Origin of the sequence: Paenibacillus sp. FSL R5-0636, assembly GCF_037974255.1 — a bacterium.
GTDB lineage: Bacteria > Bacillota > Bacilli > Paenibacillales > Paenibacillaceae > Paenibacillus_AQ > Paenibacillus_AQ odorifer.
The window spans coordinates 6,162,717-6,177,780 of the sequence record NZ_CP150232.1; the positions used below are offsets into that span (position 1 = coordinate 6,162,717).

Genomic DNA, 15,064 nt, shown 5'->3' on the forward strand with positions numbered 1-15,064 from the left:
AAGAGCTATTATATATTTAGATAATTATTTAAATATCGAAAGGCAGGGTGGAATATGAATGAATCCTTTAAAGCACTAGCTGATCCTACCCGTCGCCAAATCATTCGGTTACTAAGGGAGAAAGATCGAACCGCAGGTGAAATCGCAGATTTTTTCAACATGTCTAAGCCAAGCATTTCTCACCATCTGAATGCGCTGAAGCATGCCGATCTGGTACAGGATGAGCGAAAAGGACAATTTATTATGTACTCGCTAAACACCACAGTCCTCGAAGAGGTTCTCGGTTGGTTATTGGAGCTCACTGGTACAGGAAAGCAAACGGAGACGGAGAGTAAATCACTGGACGGAAAGCAGCAACGTCAGGATATCGATTCCAAAAAGGAGGCGGATTAATGATGAAAGATTTCAAATGGAGATGGCAGGATACCCTAATAGTAGTATTAGGTTTAGCTACATTAGCCTACGCTCTGATCAATTACAGCAAGCTGCCGCAGGAGTTACCAGCACAGTTTGGAATTACGGGTAAGGTCAACAGATACTGGGACAAAAATATTGCTATTTTTGTGTTCGGAATCTTAGGGATTGTGCTCCCGCTAATCATGCAGTTCACACGCAGCATCGATCCTAAGCGGGAAAATTACAAAAAATTCGAAAACGCCTATGCCATGAGCAGACTTGCTATTGGGGTGCTTTTTAATCTAATGCTGGTGCTGTCGATTGCTTACGGTCTAGGTAAAGATATAAACGTTGGGAAGATCGCCATAGGAGCTGTCGGAATAATGTTTATTGCTCTCGGCAATTACATGCCACAGGTAAAAGATAATTACTTGTTTGGGGTTCGTACAGCCTGGACACTCGCCAACCCCGAGGTATGGCGAAAAACACATCGCCTATCCGGGATAATGTGGATGATCGGTGGCCTACTTATTTTTGCAGGAGCCTTTTTGAGCGGAGCCTTGTCTCAGCTTCTTATTATTACGGCACTCGTACTTGCAATTATCGTGCCCATTCTCTACTCCTGGATGATTTCACGTCCGCTAAAATCGTAAAGCAAACATACTAAGCCGTCGACTCAAGTCGTCGGCTTGTTCTGTCATTCGGAACTCGCGGTCATTATGTTGCCCTCCTTTATTAGCCTCCTCTTCTGCCAACCTTCTATATTTCAAAAGAAGTTCATTCCCAGAGGCGACACAGATTAGGCCTTCCTTTCGCTTTCCTTCTGCAAGCTTTTTTTGCCCCATAAGAAGCATCCCTTCAATCGCCTTCACCCACTTGGCATTGTTGTACTTATCCAGCTTAAGGCTCTGGCCTATCCAATATAACGCTGCCCCCGGATGGTCGCTGCTCATCCATACTTCAGCCAGCTCCCAGCTTAAGCTGGCATTCTCGGGAGAATACAACAGACTCTGCCGAAGCAGACTCACGCTCTGTTCACCCGAGAGCAGCCTAGATAATGCTATAGCCGTTCGAGGTGACCGGGGATTCCAACCCAGCGATTGCTGTAGCAGCTCTACCTTCACCGAAGGATCCACCGACATAATCGCTTGTCGATAGAACTTCTCTCCTTGAGCGGCGTGAAAAGATAGCACCCCCAGCAGAAGCGAAAAACAACATGCCGCAGTTCCGATTAGTCGGCGAAGACGGATTTGGGGCGGATTCTTGGGTGTGGGGTGAGCGATTGGCGGATTCGCTGGTGTAGTGACATTGGTAAGGGGGTTCGTGGATGTAGGGTAAACTATTAGCGGATTCGCTGGTGTAGTGACGTTGGTGAGCAGGTTCGTAGATGTAGAGTGAGCGATTAGCGGATTCACAGGTGTAGTGACATTGGTGAGCGGGTTCGTGGATGTGGAGTGAGCGATTAGTGGATTCGCAGGTGTAGTGACATTGGTGAGCGGGTTCGTGGATGTGGAGTGAGCGATTAGTGGATTCGCAGGTGTAGTGACATTGGTGAGCGGGTTCGTGGATGTGGAGTGAGCGATTAGTGGATTCGCAGGTGTAGTGACATTGGTGAGCGGGTTCGTGGATGTGGAGTGAGTTGACAGCTTGGTCTCAGACTGAGGATGGGTAGACGCAGATTGATGTTTCTGCTTATGCTCAGCCAGAGCAATCGCTGGCGACCAGAATAGCAGCGACCAAAATAATCCGTAGCTCCAGTCAAAATCAACGACGCTGTGTAAGACGATGACCAGAAACGGCGGCAGCAACCGCGGCGATTTAGTAGCCAGCAGCCAGCCTGCTGCCAACAGCATAAGGAGTATGGCTGCAAGACCAACGAATCCTAAGTTCAACAGGATGTCGAGGTATCCATTATGCACCTGGCTGCCCACATAAGGGCGAGAGATTGGGCGGCAAGGTATGAATGCCGCCAAGTCTCACCCCCACGTCCCAGCCAAGGTGCCTCTGCCGCTAGCCGCCAGGCGTCGCGGTAGAACAGCCCGCGCGCGGATACCGTCGATGACGGTCCGGTGATCCGCTCGCGCACGTGCAGGAGGACGGCGATCCCCGCCGCCGTCCAACCTGCCGCCGCCAATGCCAGCATGGCGGCTCGGGCAGTGCCCGCCGCGCCGCGCTGGCGGCGGCACAGCCATAGGCCGGCTAGCAGCGCGCCGGCCCAAAGCCCGGCCAGCAACAGCAGGCCGGGCACTGGCTCTACCGCCAACCCGGCACGGGCCAGTTGGCGGTAGAGTAGCGCCGCGGCGGCCACGGGCGCGGCGCCAGCAGCAAGAAGCGGCGCGATTAGCCGCGCTTCCAGAGCAAGACGGCGGCGCAGGCGCAAGCCGCCGTCAGCCATGCGCCGCGCGACTCGGTGAGGAGCAGCGCGGCGGTGTACGGGAACAGCGGCAGCAAGCGCAGCAGCGCGGCGGTCGTGCTTCCCGCTTTTCCCTGCTCCGCTTCTACGCCTTCTTCCCCTCTGCTCCTCCGTTCCTCATCTGCGCACTCCATCCCCAGCCCAACACTTCTTGCCTCCAACATATTCGCGCTCTTTTTTGGATCCCCATAATAAACAGCAACAGCAAATAGCCGTTCCAGCAGAAAAACAGCCATCACAGCACCAAAAGCATTCGGATATTCCATCAATCCTGCTAATCTAACCCCTGTGGCGCTCACTTCTGCTGAATTGCTGTAGGCCACAGCGAAAGGCAACTTTACCACTCCACACACAGCCAATAAAGCGCTCAGGCATAAAGTCATACCCAGCATAGACCAAATTACATTTAAAATCCGGCGTCCCACCCGGTTCACCGCACAAAAACAAACCAATATTGCAAAGCTAGCATACAAGCCCCACCGCAGCATTTCATTCATAGTTCCCTGGGAAGAAAGTGGCCCGCACAGCCAATGAATCACATAAAGCGATAGAATAATTAAAGGGACGCTTAATAATATTCTTAACGCTCTATTTTCTCCACTAACTTCACTAACTCCATTGACTCCCGTAATACCTCTTACTGCACCTGCACCTGCACCTGCACCTGCACCTACTCCTCCCCCACTTTTTCTCCATGCACCAACCCCAACAAGATAATAAAGCGAGCACGCACAACACAGCACAAACCATAAGGTTAGAAAGGGATACATCTCCTCAGTAAAAAACAATCCCCGCAACAAACAAGCACCCACACCAGCCGCTATCACTAAGGCTCCACAAATATATGCAATTGATGATTCCAGATTCCGGTCTTTTTTAAAACGCCACATTTAGATACCCCTGTACTCGTTAATTTATCTCTATCCTTTCCACATTTCCCTTATACAAGACTAGAACGCAAAAAGACGATACCTCTCCACAAAGGAGCCGTACCGTCCTAACCATTAGATCGCACTAGCTGTACTATCCGAATTCTCATTCAAAAAAGCTATATAGTTGTAAAAAGTACAACTAATCCCGTGCTTTCGCTGCTTACTTCCACTTTAATTGCACTTAGTGCAACTATTTTTCAAGAATCCCGCCGTATGGGGAGTATTGTTCGTTTTTAAGTGTACAAAGTGCAACTAAATCACTAAAACGCAGCTTCAGAGCATATTTAGTTGCACAAAGTACAACTAAACCAACTCACCATTAGATCGCACTAGCCGTACCGTCCTCATCATTGAATCGCACTCACTGCACCATCCTAACCATTAGATCGCACTAGCTGTACTATCCAAATTTCCATCCAAAAAAGCTATATAGTTGTAAAAAGTGCAACTAATCCCGTGCTTTCGCTGCTTACTTCCACTTTAATTGTACTTTGTGCAACTGTTTTTCGAGAATCCCGCCATATGCAGAGTATTGTTCGTTTTTAAGTGCACAAAGTGCAACTAAATCACTAAAACGCAGCTTCTGAGCATATTTAGTTGCACAAAGTACAACTAAACCAACTCGCCATTAGATCGCACTCGCTGTACCGTCCTCACCATTTGATCGCATTAGCCGTACCGTCCTCACCATTTGATCGCATTAGTCGCCTATCCGAATTTCCATCCAAAAAAGCTATATAGTTGTAAAAAGTGCAACTAATCCCGTGCTTTCGCTGCTTACTTCCACTTTAATTGTACTTTGTGCAACTGTTTTTCGAGAATCCCGCCATATGCAGAGTATTGTTCGTTTTTAAGTGCACAAAGTGCAACTAAATCACTAAAACGCAGCTTCTGAGCATATTTAGTTGCACAAAGTACAACTAAACCAACTCGCCATTAGATCGCACTCGCTGTACCGTCCTCACCATTTGATCGCATTAGCCGTACCGTCCTCACCATTAGATCGCACTAGCCGTACCGTCCTCACCATTAGATCACACTAGCCGTACCGTCCTAACCATTTGATCGCATTAGCTGCCTATCCGAATTCCCATTCAAAAAAGCTATATAGTTGTAAAAAGTACAACTAACCCTGTACTTTCCATGCTTACTTCCACTTTAATTGTACTTTGTGCAACTGTTTTTCGTGAATCCCGCCATATGCAGAGTATTGTTCGTTTTTAAGTGTACAAAGTGCAACTAAATCACTAAAACGCAGCTTCTGAGCATATTTAATTGCACAAAGTACAACTAAACCAACTCGCCATTAGATCGCACTCGCTGCACCGTTCTAACCATTAGATCACACTAGCCGTACCGTCCTAACCATTAGATCGCACTAGCTGTACTATCCAATTTCCTATTAAAAATGCTATATAGTTGTAAAAAGCACAACTGATCGAATTAGCCTGCACCTATAAGTGCCCATTCTACAGTACTACCGTTCTACCATGCTACAGTCCTACCGTTCTACGCTCTCTACCTTAATACCCTCTACCCTTCTACCGAACTCCCAGTGGGAAGCAGATCAGCGCATACGCGTTCGAGGTAGGGTTTTGCTCCCAGAAAATCGCGGAATGCGGTGTATTCGCGCCATTTGACGGAGTTGTCCCCGGCTGAACTCTTAACGGCACGAATCAAAATGTTCTTCGGCGTATTCTCCAGATCGATGAATTCCAGCAGCTGGCTGCTATAGCCCATCATGTCGAGCAATTTGGCGCGAATGGCATCTGTAGCCAAGGCAGAAAAACGCTCTTTCAGTATGCCATGCGAAAGCATAGGGCTCATTACTTCATTTTCGATTTGTGCGAATAATTCATGCTGGCAGCAAGGCACAGATAAAATTACAGACGCTCCCCAACGTACTGCTTTTTCAAGGGCAGCATCGGTAGCTGTGTCGCAAGCATGAAGTGTGATCACCATGTCTACTTGCTCCAGCTCATTGTACTCAGCAATGTCACCCACGAAGAACTTCAAGTGATCATAACCGATTTTGGCAGCAAGTTCGTTACAATGCTCAATCACATCTGCTTTTAAATCTAATCCAATGATATTAAGCTCCCGCTTCTTGCGAACGGTCAGATAGTGATACAGTGCAAAGGTCAAATATGATTTTCCACAACCAAAATCCACAATCGTCAAGGGTCGGCCGGTTGGCAGATCGGCAAGCACGTCCTCTACCATCTCCAGAAAACGATTGATCTGCCGAAATTTATCATATCTTTTGGCCAGCACTTTGCCTTCTTTGTTCATGATGCCAAGCTCCACCAGAAATGGCACAGGCTCTCCATCCTCCAGCACATAACGTTTGCGGCGGTTGTGAGCTAGATCCGGCTCTTCTTTTTTACTTGGAGACTTAGTTAGGATTGATACTTTGAATTTTTTGCTAATAAGCACCTGATAATCGGCTTCTACTGTACACAACAAGCCTTGCCGATATGTTTCTCTAAATAAAAGAGATATCTCTTCCGCCGCCAATTCTGCGGGTACGTTGCGATGTTCTACCTTTGTACCAATATAGGACGCAAACTGATAATGCAGCTTACCCTTTAGTTCAACAGGTTTAACCTGCACCTTGGTACAATTTTCGCCTTTATAACGCACTTGACTTAGGGTAGCTGTAATCAAAGTACGGTCGTTAATTAGTTGTTCAATTAGAGCTGTTAAAGATTCCACAACGCACATCTCACTTTCGGGATTAAAAATGGAGAATCTATGTCTCCTAACCATCATCGTTCATTATATCACGTGTTAACAAGGGGCGTTCCTTGTTCTAGCAGGGCTTAACATGCAGCTCTCCACTAACTATAGTTAATGCTCGCCCAGACATCTTAATCTGGTCTTTACTTACCTCTAACTGAAGCAAACCTCCACGTTTCGAAGCTTGATAAGCGGTCAACTGCGTACGATTGAGTCTATCCGCCCAAAAAGGTGCCAGTGCAGTATGCGCTGAGCCTGTTACCGGATCCTCATTCACTCCTACCTTCGGCGCAAAAAAACGTGATACACAATCAATACCTTCGATAGAGCTTTCTGCGGTAACCGCGAAGCCTCTCCCTTCAAGCCCGGATAAAGCTCCGAAGTCAGGGCTGAGTTCGCGAACCCGTGCTTCCTGATCCAGTCGTACAAGCACATTGTCAGCATATCGCATAGTTTCCACCACATTCGCTTCTGCAATACCAAGCGCTGCTGCGAGACCTGAAATTACAGGAGAGGGTTGAAGCTGATAAGGCGGGAAGTACAGTGAGATCAAATCTCCTGAACGAGAAGCTCTGAGCAACCCACTGCGTGTATAGAACCTTGCTTCCATATCAGGAGCTAGCAGTCCCCTCTCCCATAATACATGTGCACTTGCTAGAGTCCCATGACCACATAGCTTGACCTCAACTTTAGGTGTAAACCAGCGCAGGCGATATCCATCTTCCTCTGGCCAGAGAAAAGCTGTCTCTGACAAGTTCATTTCCGCTGCTGTCTTCTGCATATAACCTTCATCGACGGGATGCTCCAGTAAACATACCGCCGCAGGGTTGCCTGAATAAGCCTGTTCTGCAAAAGCATCGATAATATATAAAGGGATATTCATCGTATTCATCAGGTTCCTGATTCCTTTCGTATCGCTGTTATCCTGCCCCACTCTTTTAACCCCTGCTCTACTTCCTCCAGAGGAAGAGTACCTTGTTCCAATTCTGCAGATGACTTGAGCAGCAGTCGATTGTATAGCTTATCCCCTTCTATTACAACATTTTCTCCCTGCTCCCACAGCCGGTAGAGGCTGTCCTCCGCTTTACTATATCGCCCTACCGACTCCATATACTCCATCAGTAGCCGCTCCGTTTTAGCCGGGAGCCGATAGGCCTGCACATCCTGCAAGAGTTCATCCATTTCCTGAGTCATATGCAGCAGCTCCCGGTCTGCACCGTGAAGATCCGCGTACAAATATAAATGTAAGGCTCTCATACTTCTAAATAATGCTGCATCCTTATCGCCATTTGCGGCATAAATACTGCCTTCTTCCTTCAGCAGTTTGGCCAGACCTTGAAGCTTATCGGACTCAACCACACCGCCAAAACGAAACATATCTATGATATCTTCTACAGATAGTGAATTTAAAAGACGTGAATTCAGCGGAAAATGCCGGTTCAACAGCTCATCGATTTCCCATAAAGCTTCTGTCGTCTTCCGTTCCTGCTTTAGAGTAAGTACCTTGGCAACCATCGCCGTCATATCTTCGATCATCCGGACAATATAGTCTCTTCGAAACATGCACATCCTCCTTTTCCGTACTGTGGTAGCAAAAACTACAGGACTCATACCACTTAAATTATTCTATTGATTTATCTTAAACCATTGCCGAATTCTATGCCAGTTAAGGAGAATACCAGATAATTAGATAGCCCTAAAAGAAAGAGGCAGCACACGCCAGAATGGCGCCGTGCTGCCTCTTTGTAGAAGATTTTTTATACGCGGCTATTATCTAAAACGGAAGCCTGGACAAAATCCTTAATGATCTCGGCTAACCGTTCAGGAGCTTCAAAAAGACTCATGTGGCCTGCACCCGATATCGTTGCTTGCGTTACATTTGGCTTATCCGCAGTAAAGGTTCGTTCAGCAGGAATCAATCCATCCTGCTCGCCAGCAACAAGCAATACCGGCAACGTAGTGGCCGTAATTACATCCCGTCGATCTGGACGCTCACGCATCGCCAGTGCAGCTCCTGCTGCTCCTTGTGGAGGCGTTTTGTAGCCGATTTCTTTAGCGCGCTCCAGCAGCTGTGGGGATGCAGAAGCGGTTGCTTCAGCAAACAAGCCTGGTACGAAGCTGTCTACGAAAGGAGTAATCCCTTCATTTTGAATCGCGCTGACACTCTTCAGTCGTTTTTCCTTAGCTTCTTCACTATCTGGATAAGCAGTAGAATGAATTAATCCAAAGCCTTTCAATCGAGAAGCATAACGCTGAGCAAACGATAGCGTAATATATCCGCCAAGCGAATGACCAAGCATGATGCATTCAGCAATCTCCAGCGAATCTAACAGACCCAGAACATCATCTGCCATTTGTTCAATACTATAAGGTCCTAGTGGAGCTTCCGAAGCTCCGTGACCACGTAAATCGGGAGCAATCACTCGGTAGCCGCTGCTTAAGACAGGAATGACTTGTTCCCAATATTCAGCGCTTCCACAAAAGCCATGCAGCAATACAATAACTTCGCCTTTCCCCTGATCACTGTAGCATATATTGCTTCCGTCACAACGAACTCTTTCCATGGCTGCTTCCCTCTTTCTAGAATACTAAGATAATGTGTCTAATATCTATTATTAAGCAAAACAGCTCACCTTGAAACGGACAGCTTATTTTTAAGTGCCCAATGGGTACTACTGGAGTCCGAATCCTTTTACTGCCGCTATAGCGATATGTTCTGCCATAACCATCACTCTATGCAGTGGAGTAGTCTGTAGCGTCCGATAAGGTTTCGGGCCATTCATATCCACAACGGCCGCCAAACTATAGTGACCTACGGCTGGAAGATTTGCCCCCACCGATTGTGCAGGCAGCAGTGGCTCACTCGAAACGAAGTAATATCCAAGCGCGATCGGAGGGCCCAGACATGCATCTACCGCAACTACAATATGCCCGGAGGGAATCTCAGCCACTCTGGCCACCAAATTATCTGCATCGCAAGGAGACGGCAACGTACCGATTACATGTCGGAAGCCATGTTCCACAAGTTTGCTGCCCGTCAACGGACCGAGTGCATCTCCTGTAGATCGATCTGTTCCGATACAAAGAAACGTGACTTCCTCGGCGGAATGCAGAGCAGCTATTTCCATGAAAAAGGACACCAGTCCAGCATCGTCCATTTTAATGCGTTTTCCGCTTCCCTGTTCTCTGATTGCCAATACATTTGCTCCCTTCGATGATATTTTTTGATCTCATGCCTTTAATTTAACATGATTTCAGTGAACCCGACAAAAAAATGGTGGTCAAGCTGCCAAACATGGTAAAATACATGAATCAGTATACAGAGAGGATGTTTTAACCTAATGGATTTAACAAAGCCTAGTCAGGAAAATGTTGAGTATATGATCGAGGCTATCAAAAACAAATTAAAAATGGCCAGTGCTGCGGCGATGCAAGCCTCCGCTTTTTCAGTAGATCATTATGAAGATATCTATGATGTATATGAGGTAGCCATGGGCAGCGACAGACTGAGTATTTCTCAGGTGGAAGCACTCGTCTCCGAACTCGGCCGTCTACGTCATAAATAATAGTTCTCCCTATACAAGAAGAAACGATGTTGCCGTCCTTTAAAGATGACCACCGCTTCTCGTAGAAAAAAGCCCTTCGCTGCGTATCCAGAAGATGGATTCGTAGTCGAAGGGCTCTTTTTATATGATCCTACTTTATGAAATTAAGCTTGAACTCGGTATCCGCATGGCCTACTCGTGTACCCCCGTCATTGTAAATCACGCCTGAAAATGCATTGCGCAGCTTTTCCAAGGTATTTTTCTGACTATAACCAATTTGGTTTAAAATTCCCTGTACAATAAGTCCCCACTCTTCTTCCGACCCATCCAGAATCTTGAAGGCAATCCCCAGTCGCTCACGGCGTAAACCGAAGCAATACACACCCTTAAATCCACCTTTAGCAATAATATTATCATCTTCCAAAAGAATAGAATCAAGGCGACCAGATCCAGAAACCATCTCCGGATAAGCATTCATTGCCGTTGTAATAGTAGTAACCGCTTTGCGAGTAGCTTCATCTGCAATCAAATCCGGATTGGCTAATTTCAAATAGGCTGTCGCCAAGGCGGTCAGAGGCAGAGCAAATACCGGAAGTCCACATCCGTCCGTACCTAAACCGATGCTGTCTGGGGCCACACCAGCCATATAAGCAATGGTGTCGATAATCTCACGCTGCACCGTTTGCTCCGGCTGTGAGTATTCTTCAAGCGGCAAACCTTTGAGCTTACTGTAAGCTAAGATGCCCATGTGCTTGCCCGCACAGTTATGATAGAACTTTCTTTTGCCCGCACCACGAATGGCGTTCTCCCTGCTGGAATAATCCAGCGGGTAACTCGTTGCACAGATCATTTGTTGCTCATCGATGCCAATCTTGGAGGATATGCTCTCTAGCGCAGCAACATGGTAGCTCTCTCCCCGATGAGAGGCGGTCATCAGGGCAACCTCTGCGGGAGTAAAGCCGTAATGCTCCACGATCCCCCCACGTACGCCTGGAATAGCCTGAAGGGGTTTAGCAGCTGAACGGGTGAACGATACAAATTCCGGATCACCTGCATACCCCTTTAAATTTCCGTTCTCTCCTACGATGGCAATATGCCCACTATGGACACATTCCAGCAAATCCGCCCGATACTCTCGTACTAATACGGTTTCCATGATATCTCTCCTCTTTTCTCTAGATGCTCTATAACTCACAAGGACTTATTAGTATTCTCATTTAATAAATGCTAGAAAATAACCCCGTGCTCCGGGGATTTTTGAGTACTCCACAAACTCCCTTAAGTGTTGGTTCCATGAGGAATTCTACTCCTATTTTCATTATTCTTCAATCCTGTCCACACCAAGAAGATTATAGAAACCGGATAAAATATAAAAAACCGCTTCCTTCTCAGAAGCTTAATCTCTGAGTAGAAAGCGGTTTTTATCGAATTCAGCGTAGCTTCACAAGGGTAGCGCAGTTCGCCTTATCCTTTGCTTGCACCTGCGGTGAGGCCATCCACCAAGAAACGCTGTAGGAAAATGAACAGCAGCGTGACTGGGAGAGCGACCAATACCGCTCCGGCAGCGAACAACGTAAACTCGGTTGAGTTGCTCTGGTTCACCATACGGTAAAGCCCAACGGCGAGCGTTCTTGTATCCTCCGTGCGCAATACAAGGTCGGCGAATATAAAATCCACAAAGCAGCCGTTGAAAATCATAAGGCTGGCATAGGTGAGCATCGGCTTAGATAACGGGATCATGATAGAAAGGAATACTTTCATATGGCTCGCCCCATCCATTCGCGCAGCATCTTCCAAGCTTTTAGGAATCGTATCAAAAAAACCTTTAGCCACAAAAACATTCGTGATAATAGCGCCGCTGCTGTATACGAGCACAAGTGCCCAATGAGAATTCAGTAGCCCAAGTGTGTTCAGCAGCACGTAAACTGCAATCATAGCCATAAATCCCGGAAACATCTGCAGAACCAGGAGCGCGGTTAGTGTAGTTTTTCTGCCCGTAAATCGATAACGAGAAATGGCGTACGAAGTCAGCAGCAGCAAAAAGGTGCCGAGCAGCGTAGACAACGCCGCAATCTTTAGCGTATTCATGAACCATAACAAATATTTAGTTTGCTCAAACAGTTCCTTGTAATGAACAAAGGTAAAATTCTTAGGAATCAATGAGTCACTGAACAAACTGTTTCCTGTTTTGAACGAAGACATAATAATCCAGAAGGCTGGGAAAAGACTAATAAAACTGAGCACAATCAGCAATAAATGGCTTCCAAACGTTTTTAACGCTTCCGTCAGTCTTAGCTTCATGCAATCATATCCTCCTCTTTAAAGGACCGCGTCCGCCGGTAGCTCCAGATGGAGAATGTCGCGACCATCAGGAAGATGACAATCCCGATGACAGAAGCAAAGCTATACTGCGACTGGTTCAGCGCCAGTTTATAAAGCCAAGTCACCAGCAAGTCAGTGTGGCCCGCGTACTGGTAGTTGGGATTAACCGGTTCTCCGTTAGTCATTAGATAAATGACATTAAAGCTGTTAATATTGCCGGCAAACTGCATAATCAGGATAGGTGCGGTTGCGAACAATACCATGGGCAGCGTAATCATGCGGAATTTATAAAATGACCCAGCACCGTCTACTTCTGCCGCTTCATACATATCCCTCGGAATTGTTGTCAGCACCCCGAAGGCCAGAATCATGGTCACCGGAATACCGATCCACATATTAGCCAGAATTACAGTGACCTTAGCCCAGAAAGGATTGGTTAGCCAGGCCACCCCCTCCAATCCCAAGGCTCTTAAATAACTATTGATCGGTCCAAATTGATTATTGAACATATTGCGCATGACGAGCAGAGAAATCATATTGGGAATAGCGAACGGAACGATCAGAAGTGTGCGCCAAAGCTTTTTGCAGCGGACACGGGGCTGGTGAATAAGTACTGCAATGAGCACACCTCCAATGTAAGTCGTCGCAGTAGCAATAACCGCCCAGATCAAGGTCCAAGTCAGCACTCCACCGAAGGTGGAACTCCAGACATCCAGACTAAGCATTTTATTAAAATTACCGAAACCCACCCAGTCTACCAGATGTGCTGGCGGTAAAATCGGGTCGGCATAGTTCGTAAACGCCAGTAGCACCGAAAAAACAAGTGGTAATATCGTCAGAAAAACCACGGCCACAAAGGGAATCGCGAGGACAAGATAGGCAAAATTCCTCCGCCCCATAGCTCTGAGCGATTCAGCGAATGAATGAATGGGCTCTTTCCGGTCCCGTGCAGCTCCAACTAGGAATGCATCTCTGATGTTCAGTAAATGAAAAGCTGTATAAAAGAGCAGCGCCAGCAATGCCATTAGCCCATTGATCATCATAAAAATGGAGTGGTCGCCTTCCACCATCCGGGTTAATTTGCCTACCTTGACCATACGGCTTGGAAATTCCCCAAGCGTAATTAAGCCATGCAAATGTCCCATCAGATCATGAGCAATATAGAAGATTCCAGCAGACCCCACCAGCAGGAATACCAATCCTTTCAGCCACTGCCGGTTGTAGAACTGGCCCAGTCCCGGAATAATAGCCGAGAGTAACGCTGCGCCTGTTTTTTTCCTCATGGTTAAATCACCTGCCCTTTACTTCGACTCCAGATCGGCCTGAATCGTGGTTACAGTCTTATCCAGCGTCTGTTTAACATCAAGATTCGAGTCGTTCCACAGGGACACAAACGCTGCTTTTAGGGGTTCCCAGACGGATTTGATTTCTGAAACGGAAGGCATTGGAACGGAATTTTGGAATTGCTCGAAGAATCCGCCAATAATAGGGTCATCTTTGATTTCCGGCGCTTCTCCAGCCTCTATACTCGCAGGAATCGCTCCCGTCATCTCAAAGTTCTTAAGCTGGTTCTCCTTGTTGCTTGCAAAATGTGCGAACAAACGGCCTGCGACCGGATATTCCGTATATGAGTTAACATAATACGATTTGACACCGGAGAAAGAAAGACTGTCTTGACCGTCAGGTCCCTTTGGAAGAGGAGCCACACCCAGGTTAACATTTTCCTTAAACGCCGCTATGGACCATGGCCCATCGATATTCATCGCCAGCTTACCTTCTTGGAATAATTGGGTTTTCACGTCATAAGTGATATCTCCTGCATTCAAAGGCAGAATTTTTTTGAGGCTCTGCAGAAACGTAAATCCTTTGATAGTGCCCTCATTGTTCAATCCAATATCCTTGAAATTCGTATTGTTGTCTCCGTAAATATATCCGCCGAAGCTGCCAATAAACGGATAGCTGTAATATCCGACGAATTCCCACATGATTGCGAATTTGTTTTCCTTCGGATTGTTGTACGTATCTGCAAAAGCAATCACATCATCCCACGTTTTAGGAGCGTCAGGAATCAGGTCCTTGTTGTAGAACAGCGCATAGGTTTCCACCGATTTAGGATAACCGTAAAGAATGCCATCATAAGACGATGCCTGAACGGCTGTTGCCACCATCGTTGATTTGGTTTCTTCCTCAAAAACATCGTTTGGCAAAAGCAGCCCTGCTTTTACGGCTTGCCCGATCTGGTCATGGGGCAGAGTCAACACATCTGCAGCAAGTTTAGACGGACCATCCGTCGCCAGTCTTGCGCCTTGATCGCCACCCGCCATTTCCTCAACCGTGACGGGAACACCATATTCTTTTTCGAAATCAGCAGCTACCTGCTTCATGTATTCAAGCTGCTCCTTGGCTTCCCAGACCATAAGTTTGGCCCCTGCTTCTGGCTTCATTTCCTCATCAGTGGTTTTCTCTTCGGTATTTGTCTCATTTGTGGTTCCCCCCGGCTCGTTCACTGCGGAATTCGGACTCGAATTCGGCTTTGATGCGGAGTTCCCATTGCCAGAACCGCATGCGGTGACCGTCAAAGTTAACAGCAGGCATAGGACTAAACTAAATGTTACCGCTTGCATTTTGGAACGTTTACTCTTCTTCATTTGCTCATCTCCCCTTCGATCATGAGTGATTAAACCTAACCCGCATTGAAAAAAAGCATATAAAAAAAG

General features: G+C 46.9%; 14 protein-coding genes. 3 read left to right on the forward strand and 11 right to left on the reverse strand.

Features of this window, described 5'->3' with window-relative positions; all coding sequences use genetic code 11:
- The first annotated feature begins 54 nt into the window (after positions 1-54).
- Both MKX34_RS28165 and MKX34_RS28170 read left to right on the forward strand, forming a co-directional pair.
- A complete protein-coding gene (locus MKX34_RS28165; protein WP_051491108.1) occupies positions 55-393 on the forward strand; it encodes an autorepressor SdpR family transcription factor in 339 nt (112 codons plus the stop codon).
- Positions 393-1,049: an SdpI family protein gene (locus MKX34_RS28170; RefSeq protein ID WP_076224259.1), complete on the forward strand. Its 657-nt coding sequence runs from the start codon at positions 393-395 to the stop codon at positions 1,047-1,049. Before MKX34_RS28165 ends, MKX34_RS28170 begins: the two co-directional genes overlap by 1 nt.
- On the opposite strand, the gene MKX34_RS28175 is transcribed toward MKX34_RS28170, so the two are convergent.
- From MKX34_RS28175 to yyaC, 7 genes are all read right to left on the reverse strand, one after another.
- On the reverse strand, positions 1,038-2,369 hold the full coding sequence (locus MKX34_RS28175) for a hypothetical protein (protein ID WP_339203917.1): 1,332 nt from the start codon (positions 2,367-2,369) through the stop codon (positions 1,038-1,040). The genes MKX34_RS28170 and MKX34_RS28175 overlap by 12 nt on opposite strands.
- A 367-nt stretch (positions 2,370-2,736) precedes the next feature.
- Complete coding sequence (locus MKX34_RS28180) at positions 2,737-3,699, reverse strand: hypothetical protein (protein WP_339203919.1); 963 nt, start codon at positions 3,697-3,699, stop codon at positions 2,737-2,739.
- Between the two features lie 1,575 nt (positions 3,700-5,274).
- Positions 5,275-6,465 carry an SAM-dependent methyltransferase gene (locus MKX34_RS28185; RefSeq protein WP_081384002.1) on the reverse strand — a complete coding sequence of 397 codons (1,191 nt, stop codon included), beginning with the start codon at positions 6,463-6,465 and terminating at the stop codon, positions 5,275-5,277.
- Between the two features lie 88 nt (positions 6,466-6,553).
- Complete coding sequence (locus MKX34_RS28190) at positions 6,554-7,372, reverse strand: PhzF family phenazine biosynthesis protein (protein WP_249267772.1); 819 nt, start codon at positions 7,370-7,372, stop codon at positions 6,554-6,556.
- Positions 7,372-8,043: a DUF6483 family protein gene (locus MKX34_RS28195; RefSeq protein ID WP_036680197.1), complete on the reverse strand. Its 672-nt coding sequence runs from the start codon at positions 8,041-8,043 to the stop codon at positions 7,372-7,374. Before MKX34_RS28195 ends, MKX34_RS28190 begins: the two co-directional genes overlap by 1 nt.
- A gap of 194 nt (positions 8,044-8,237) precedes the next feature.
- The gene (locus MKX34_RS28200; protein WP_036680199.1) at positions 8,238-9,044 is read right to left on the reverse strand and encodes an alpha/beta hydrolase; all 807 of its coding nucleotides are present in this window, start codon (positions 9,042-9,044) and stop codon (positions 8,238-8,240) included.
- A 108-nt stretch (positions 9,045-9,152) separates the two neighbouring features.
- Positions 9,153-9,677, reverse strand: a complete 525-nt coding sequence (gene yyaC, locus MKX34_RS28205; RefSeq protein ID WP_254924643.1) for a spore protease YyaC — start codon at positions 9,675-9,677, stop codon at positions 9,153-9,155.
- A 144-nt stretch (positions 9,678-9,821) separates the two neighbouring features.
- Here yyaC and MKX34_RS28210 point away from each other — a divergent pair, with 144 nt between their 5' ends.
- Positions 9,822-10,046 (forward strand): DUF1128 domain-containing protein, encoded by a 225-nt coding sequence (locus MKX34_RS28210; RefSeq protein ID WP_036680203.1) that lies wholly within the window; start codon positions 9,822-9,824, stop codon positions 10,044-10,046.
- A 130-nt stretch (positions 10,047-10,176) separates the two neighbouring features.
- Here MKX34_RS28210 and MKX34_RS28215 read toward each other — a convergent pair whose 3' ends face one another.
- The 4 genes from MKX34_RS28215 to MKX34_RS28230 form a co-directional block, all read right to left on the reverse strand.
- Positions 10,177-11,181 carry an asparaginase gene (locus MKX34_RS28215; protein ID WP_076297129.1) on the reverse strand — a complete coding sequence of 335 codons (1,005 nt, stop codon included), beginning with the start codon at positions 11,179-11,181 and terminating at the stop codon, positions 10,177-10,179.
- A gap of 308 nt (positions 11,182-11,489) precedes the next feature.
- On the reverse strand, positions 11,490-12,326 hold the full coding sequence (locus tag MKX34_RS28220) for a sugar ABC transporter permease (RefSeq protein ID WP_036680210.1): 837 nt from the start codon (positions 12,324-12,326) through the stop codon (positions 11,490-11,492).
- Complete coding sequence (locus MKX34_RS28225; protein WP_076297130.1) at positions 12,323-13,630, reverse strand: sugar ABC transporter permease; 1,308 nt, start codon at positions 13,628-13,630, stop codon at positions 12,323-12,325. Before MKX34_RS28225 ends, MKX34_RS28220 begins: the two co-directional genes overlap by 4 nt.
- An 18-nt stretch (positions 13,631-13,648) precedes the next feature.
- Positions 13,649-14,995, reverse strand: a complete 1,347-nt coding sequence (locus MKX34_RS28230) for a maltose ABC transporter substrate-binding protein (protein ID WP_076179349.1) — start codon at positions 14,993-14,995, stop codon at positions 13,649-13,651.
- Positions 14,996-15,064: the final 69 nt, after the last annotated feature.

What these genes read in the sequence shown, in the direction of transcription:
- MKX34_RS28165 (WP_051491108.1), top strand. Translation starts at nt 55, where the DNA reads ATGAATGAATCCTTTAAAGCACTAGCTGATCCTACCCGTCGCCAAATC.
- MKX34_RS28170 (WP_076224259.1), top strand. Translation starts at nt 393, where the DNA reads ATGATGAAAGATTTCAAATGGAGATGGCAGGATACCCTAATAGTAGTA.
- MKX34_RS28180 (WP_339203919.1), bottom strand. Translation starts at nt 3,699, where the DNA reads ATGTGGCGTTTTAAAAAAGACCGGAATCTGGAATCATCAATTGCATAT.
- MKX34_RS28185 (WP_081384002.1), bottom strand. Translation starts at nt 6,465, where the DNA reads ATGTGCGTTGTGGAATCTTTAACAGCTCTAATTGAACAACTAATTAAC.
- MKX34_RS28190 (WP_249267772.1), bottom strand. Translation starts at nt 7,372, where the DNA reads ATGAATACGATGAATATCCCTTTATATATTATCGATGCTTTTGCAGAA.
- MKX34_RS28195 (WP_036680197.1), bottom strand. Translation starts at nt 8,043, where the DNA reads ATGTTTCGAAGAGACTATATTGTCCGGATGATCGAAGATATGACGGCG.
- MKX34_RS28200 (WP_036680199.1), bottom strand. Translation starts at nt 9,044, where the DNA reads ATGGAAAGAGTTCGTTGTGACGGAAGCAATATATGCTACAGTGATCAG.
- MKX34_RS28210 (WP_036680203.1), top strand. Translation starts at nt 9,822, where the DNA reads ATGGATTTAACAAAGCCTAGTCAGGAAAATGTTGAGTATATGATCGAG.
- MKX34_RS28215 (WP_076297129.1), bottom strand. Translation starts at nt 11,181, where the DNA reads ATGGAAACCGTATTAGTACGAGAGTATCGGGCGGATTTGCTGGAATGT.
- MKX34_RS28220 (WP_036680210.1), bottom strand. Translation starts at nt 12,326, where the DNA reads ATGAAGCTAAGACTGACGGAAGCGTTAAAAACGTTTGGAAGCCATTTA.
- MKX34_RS28225 (WP_076297130.1), bottom strand. Translation starts at nt 13,630, where the DNA reads ATGAGGAAAAAAACAGGCGCAGCGTTACTCTCGGCTATTATTCCGGGA.
- MKX34_RS28230 (WP_076179349.1), bottom strand. Translation starts at nt 14,995, where the DNA reads ATGAAGAAGAGTAAACGTTCCAAAATGCAAGCGGTAACATTTAGTTTA.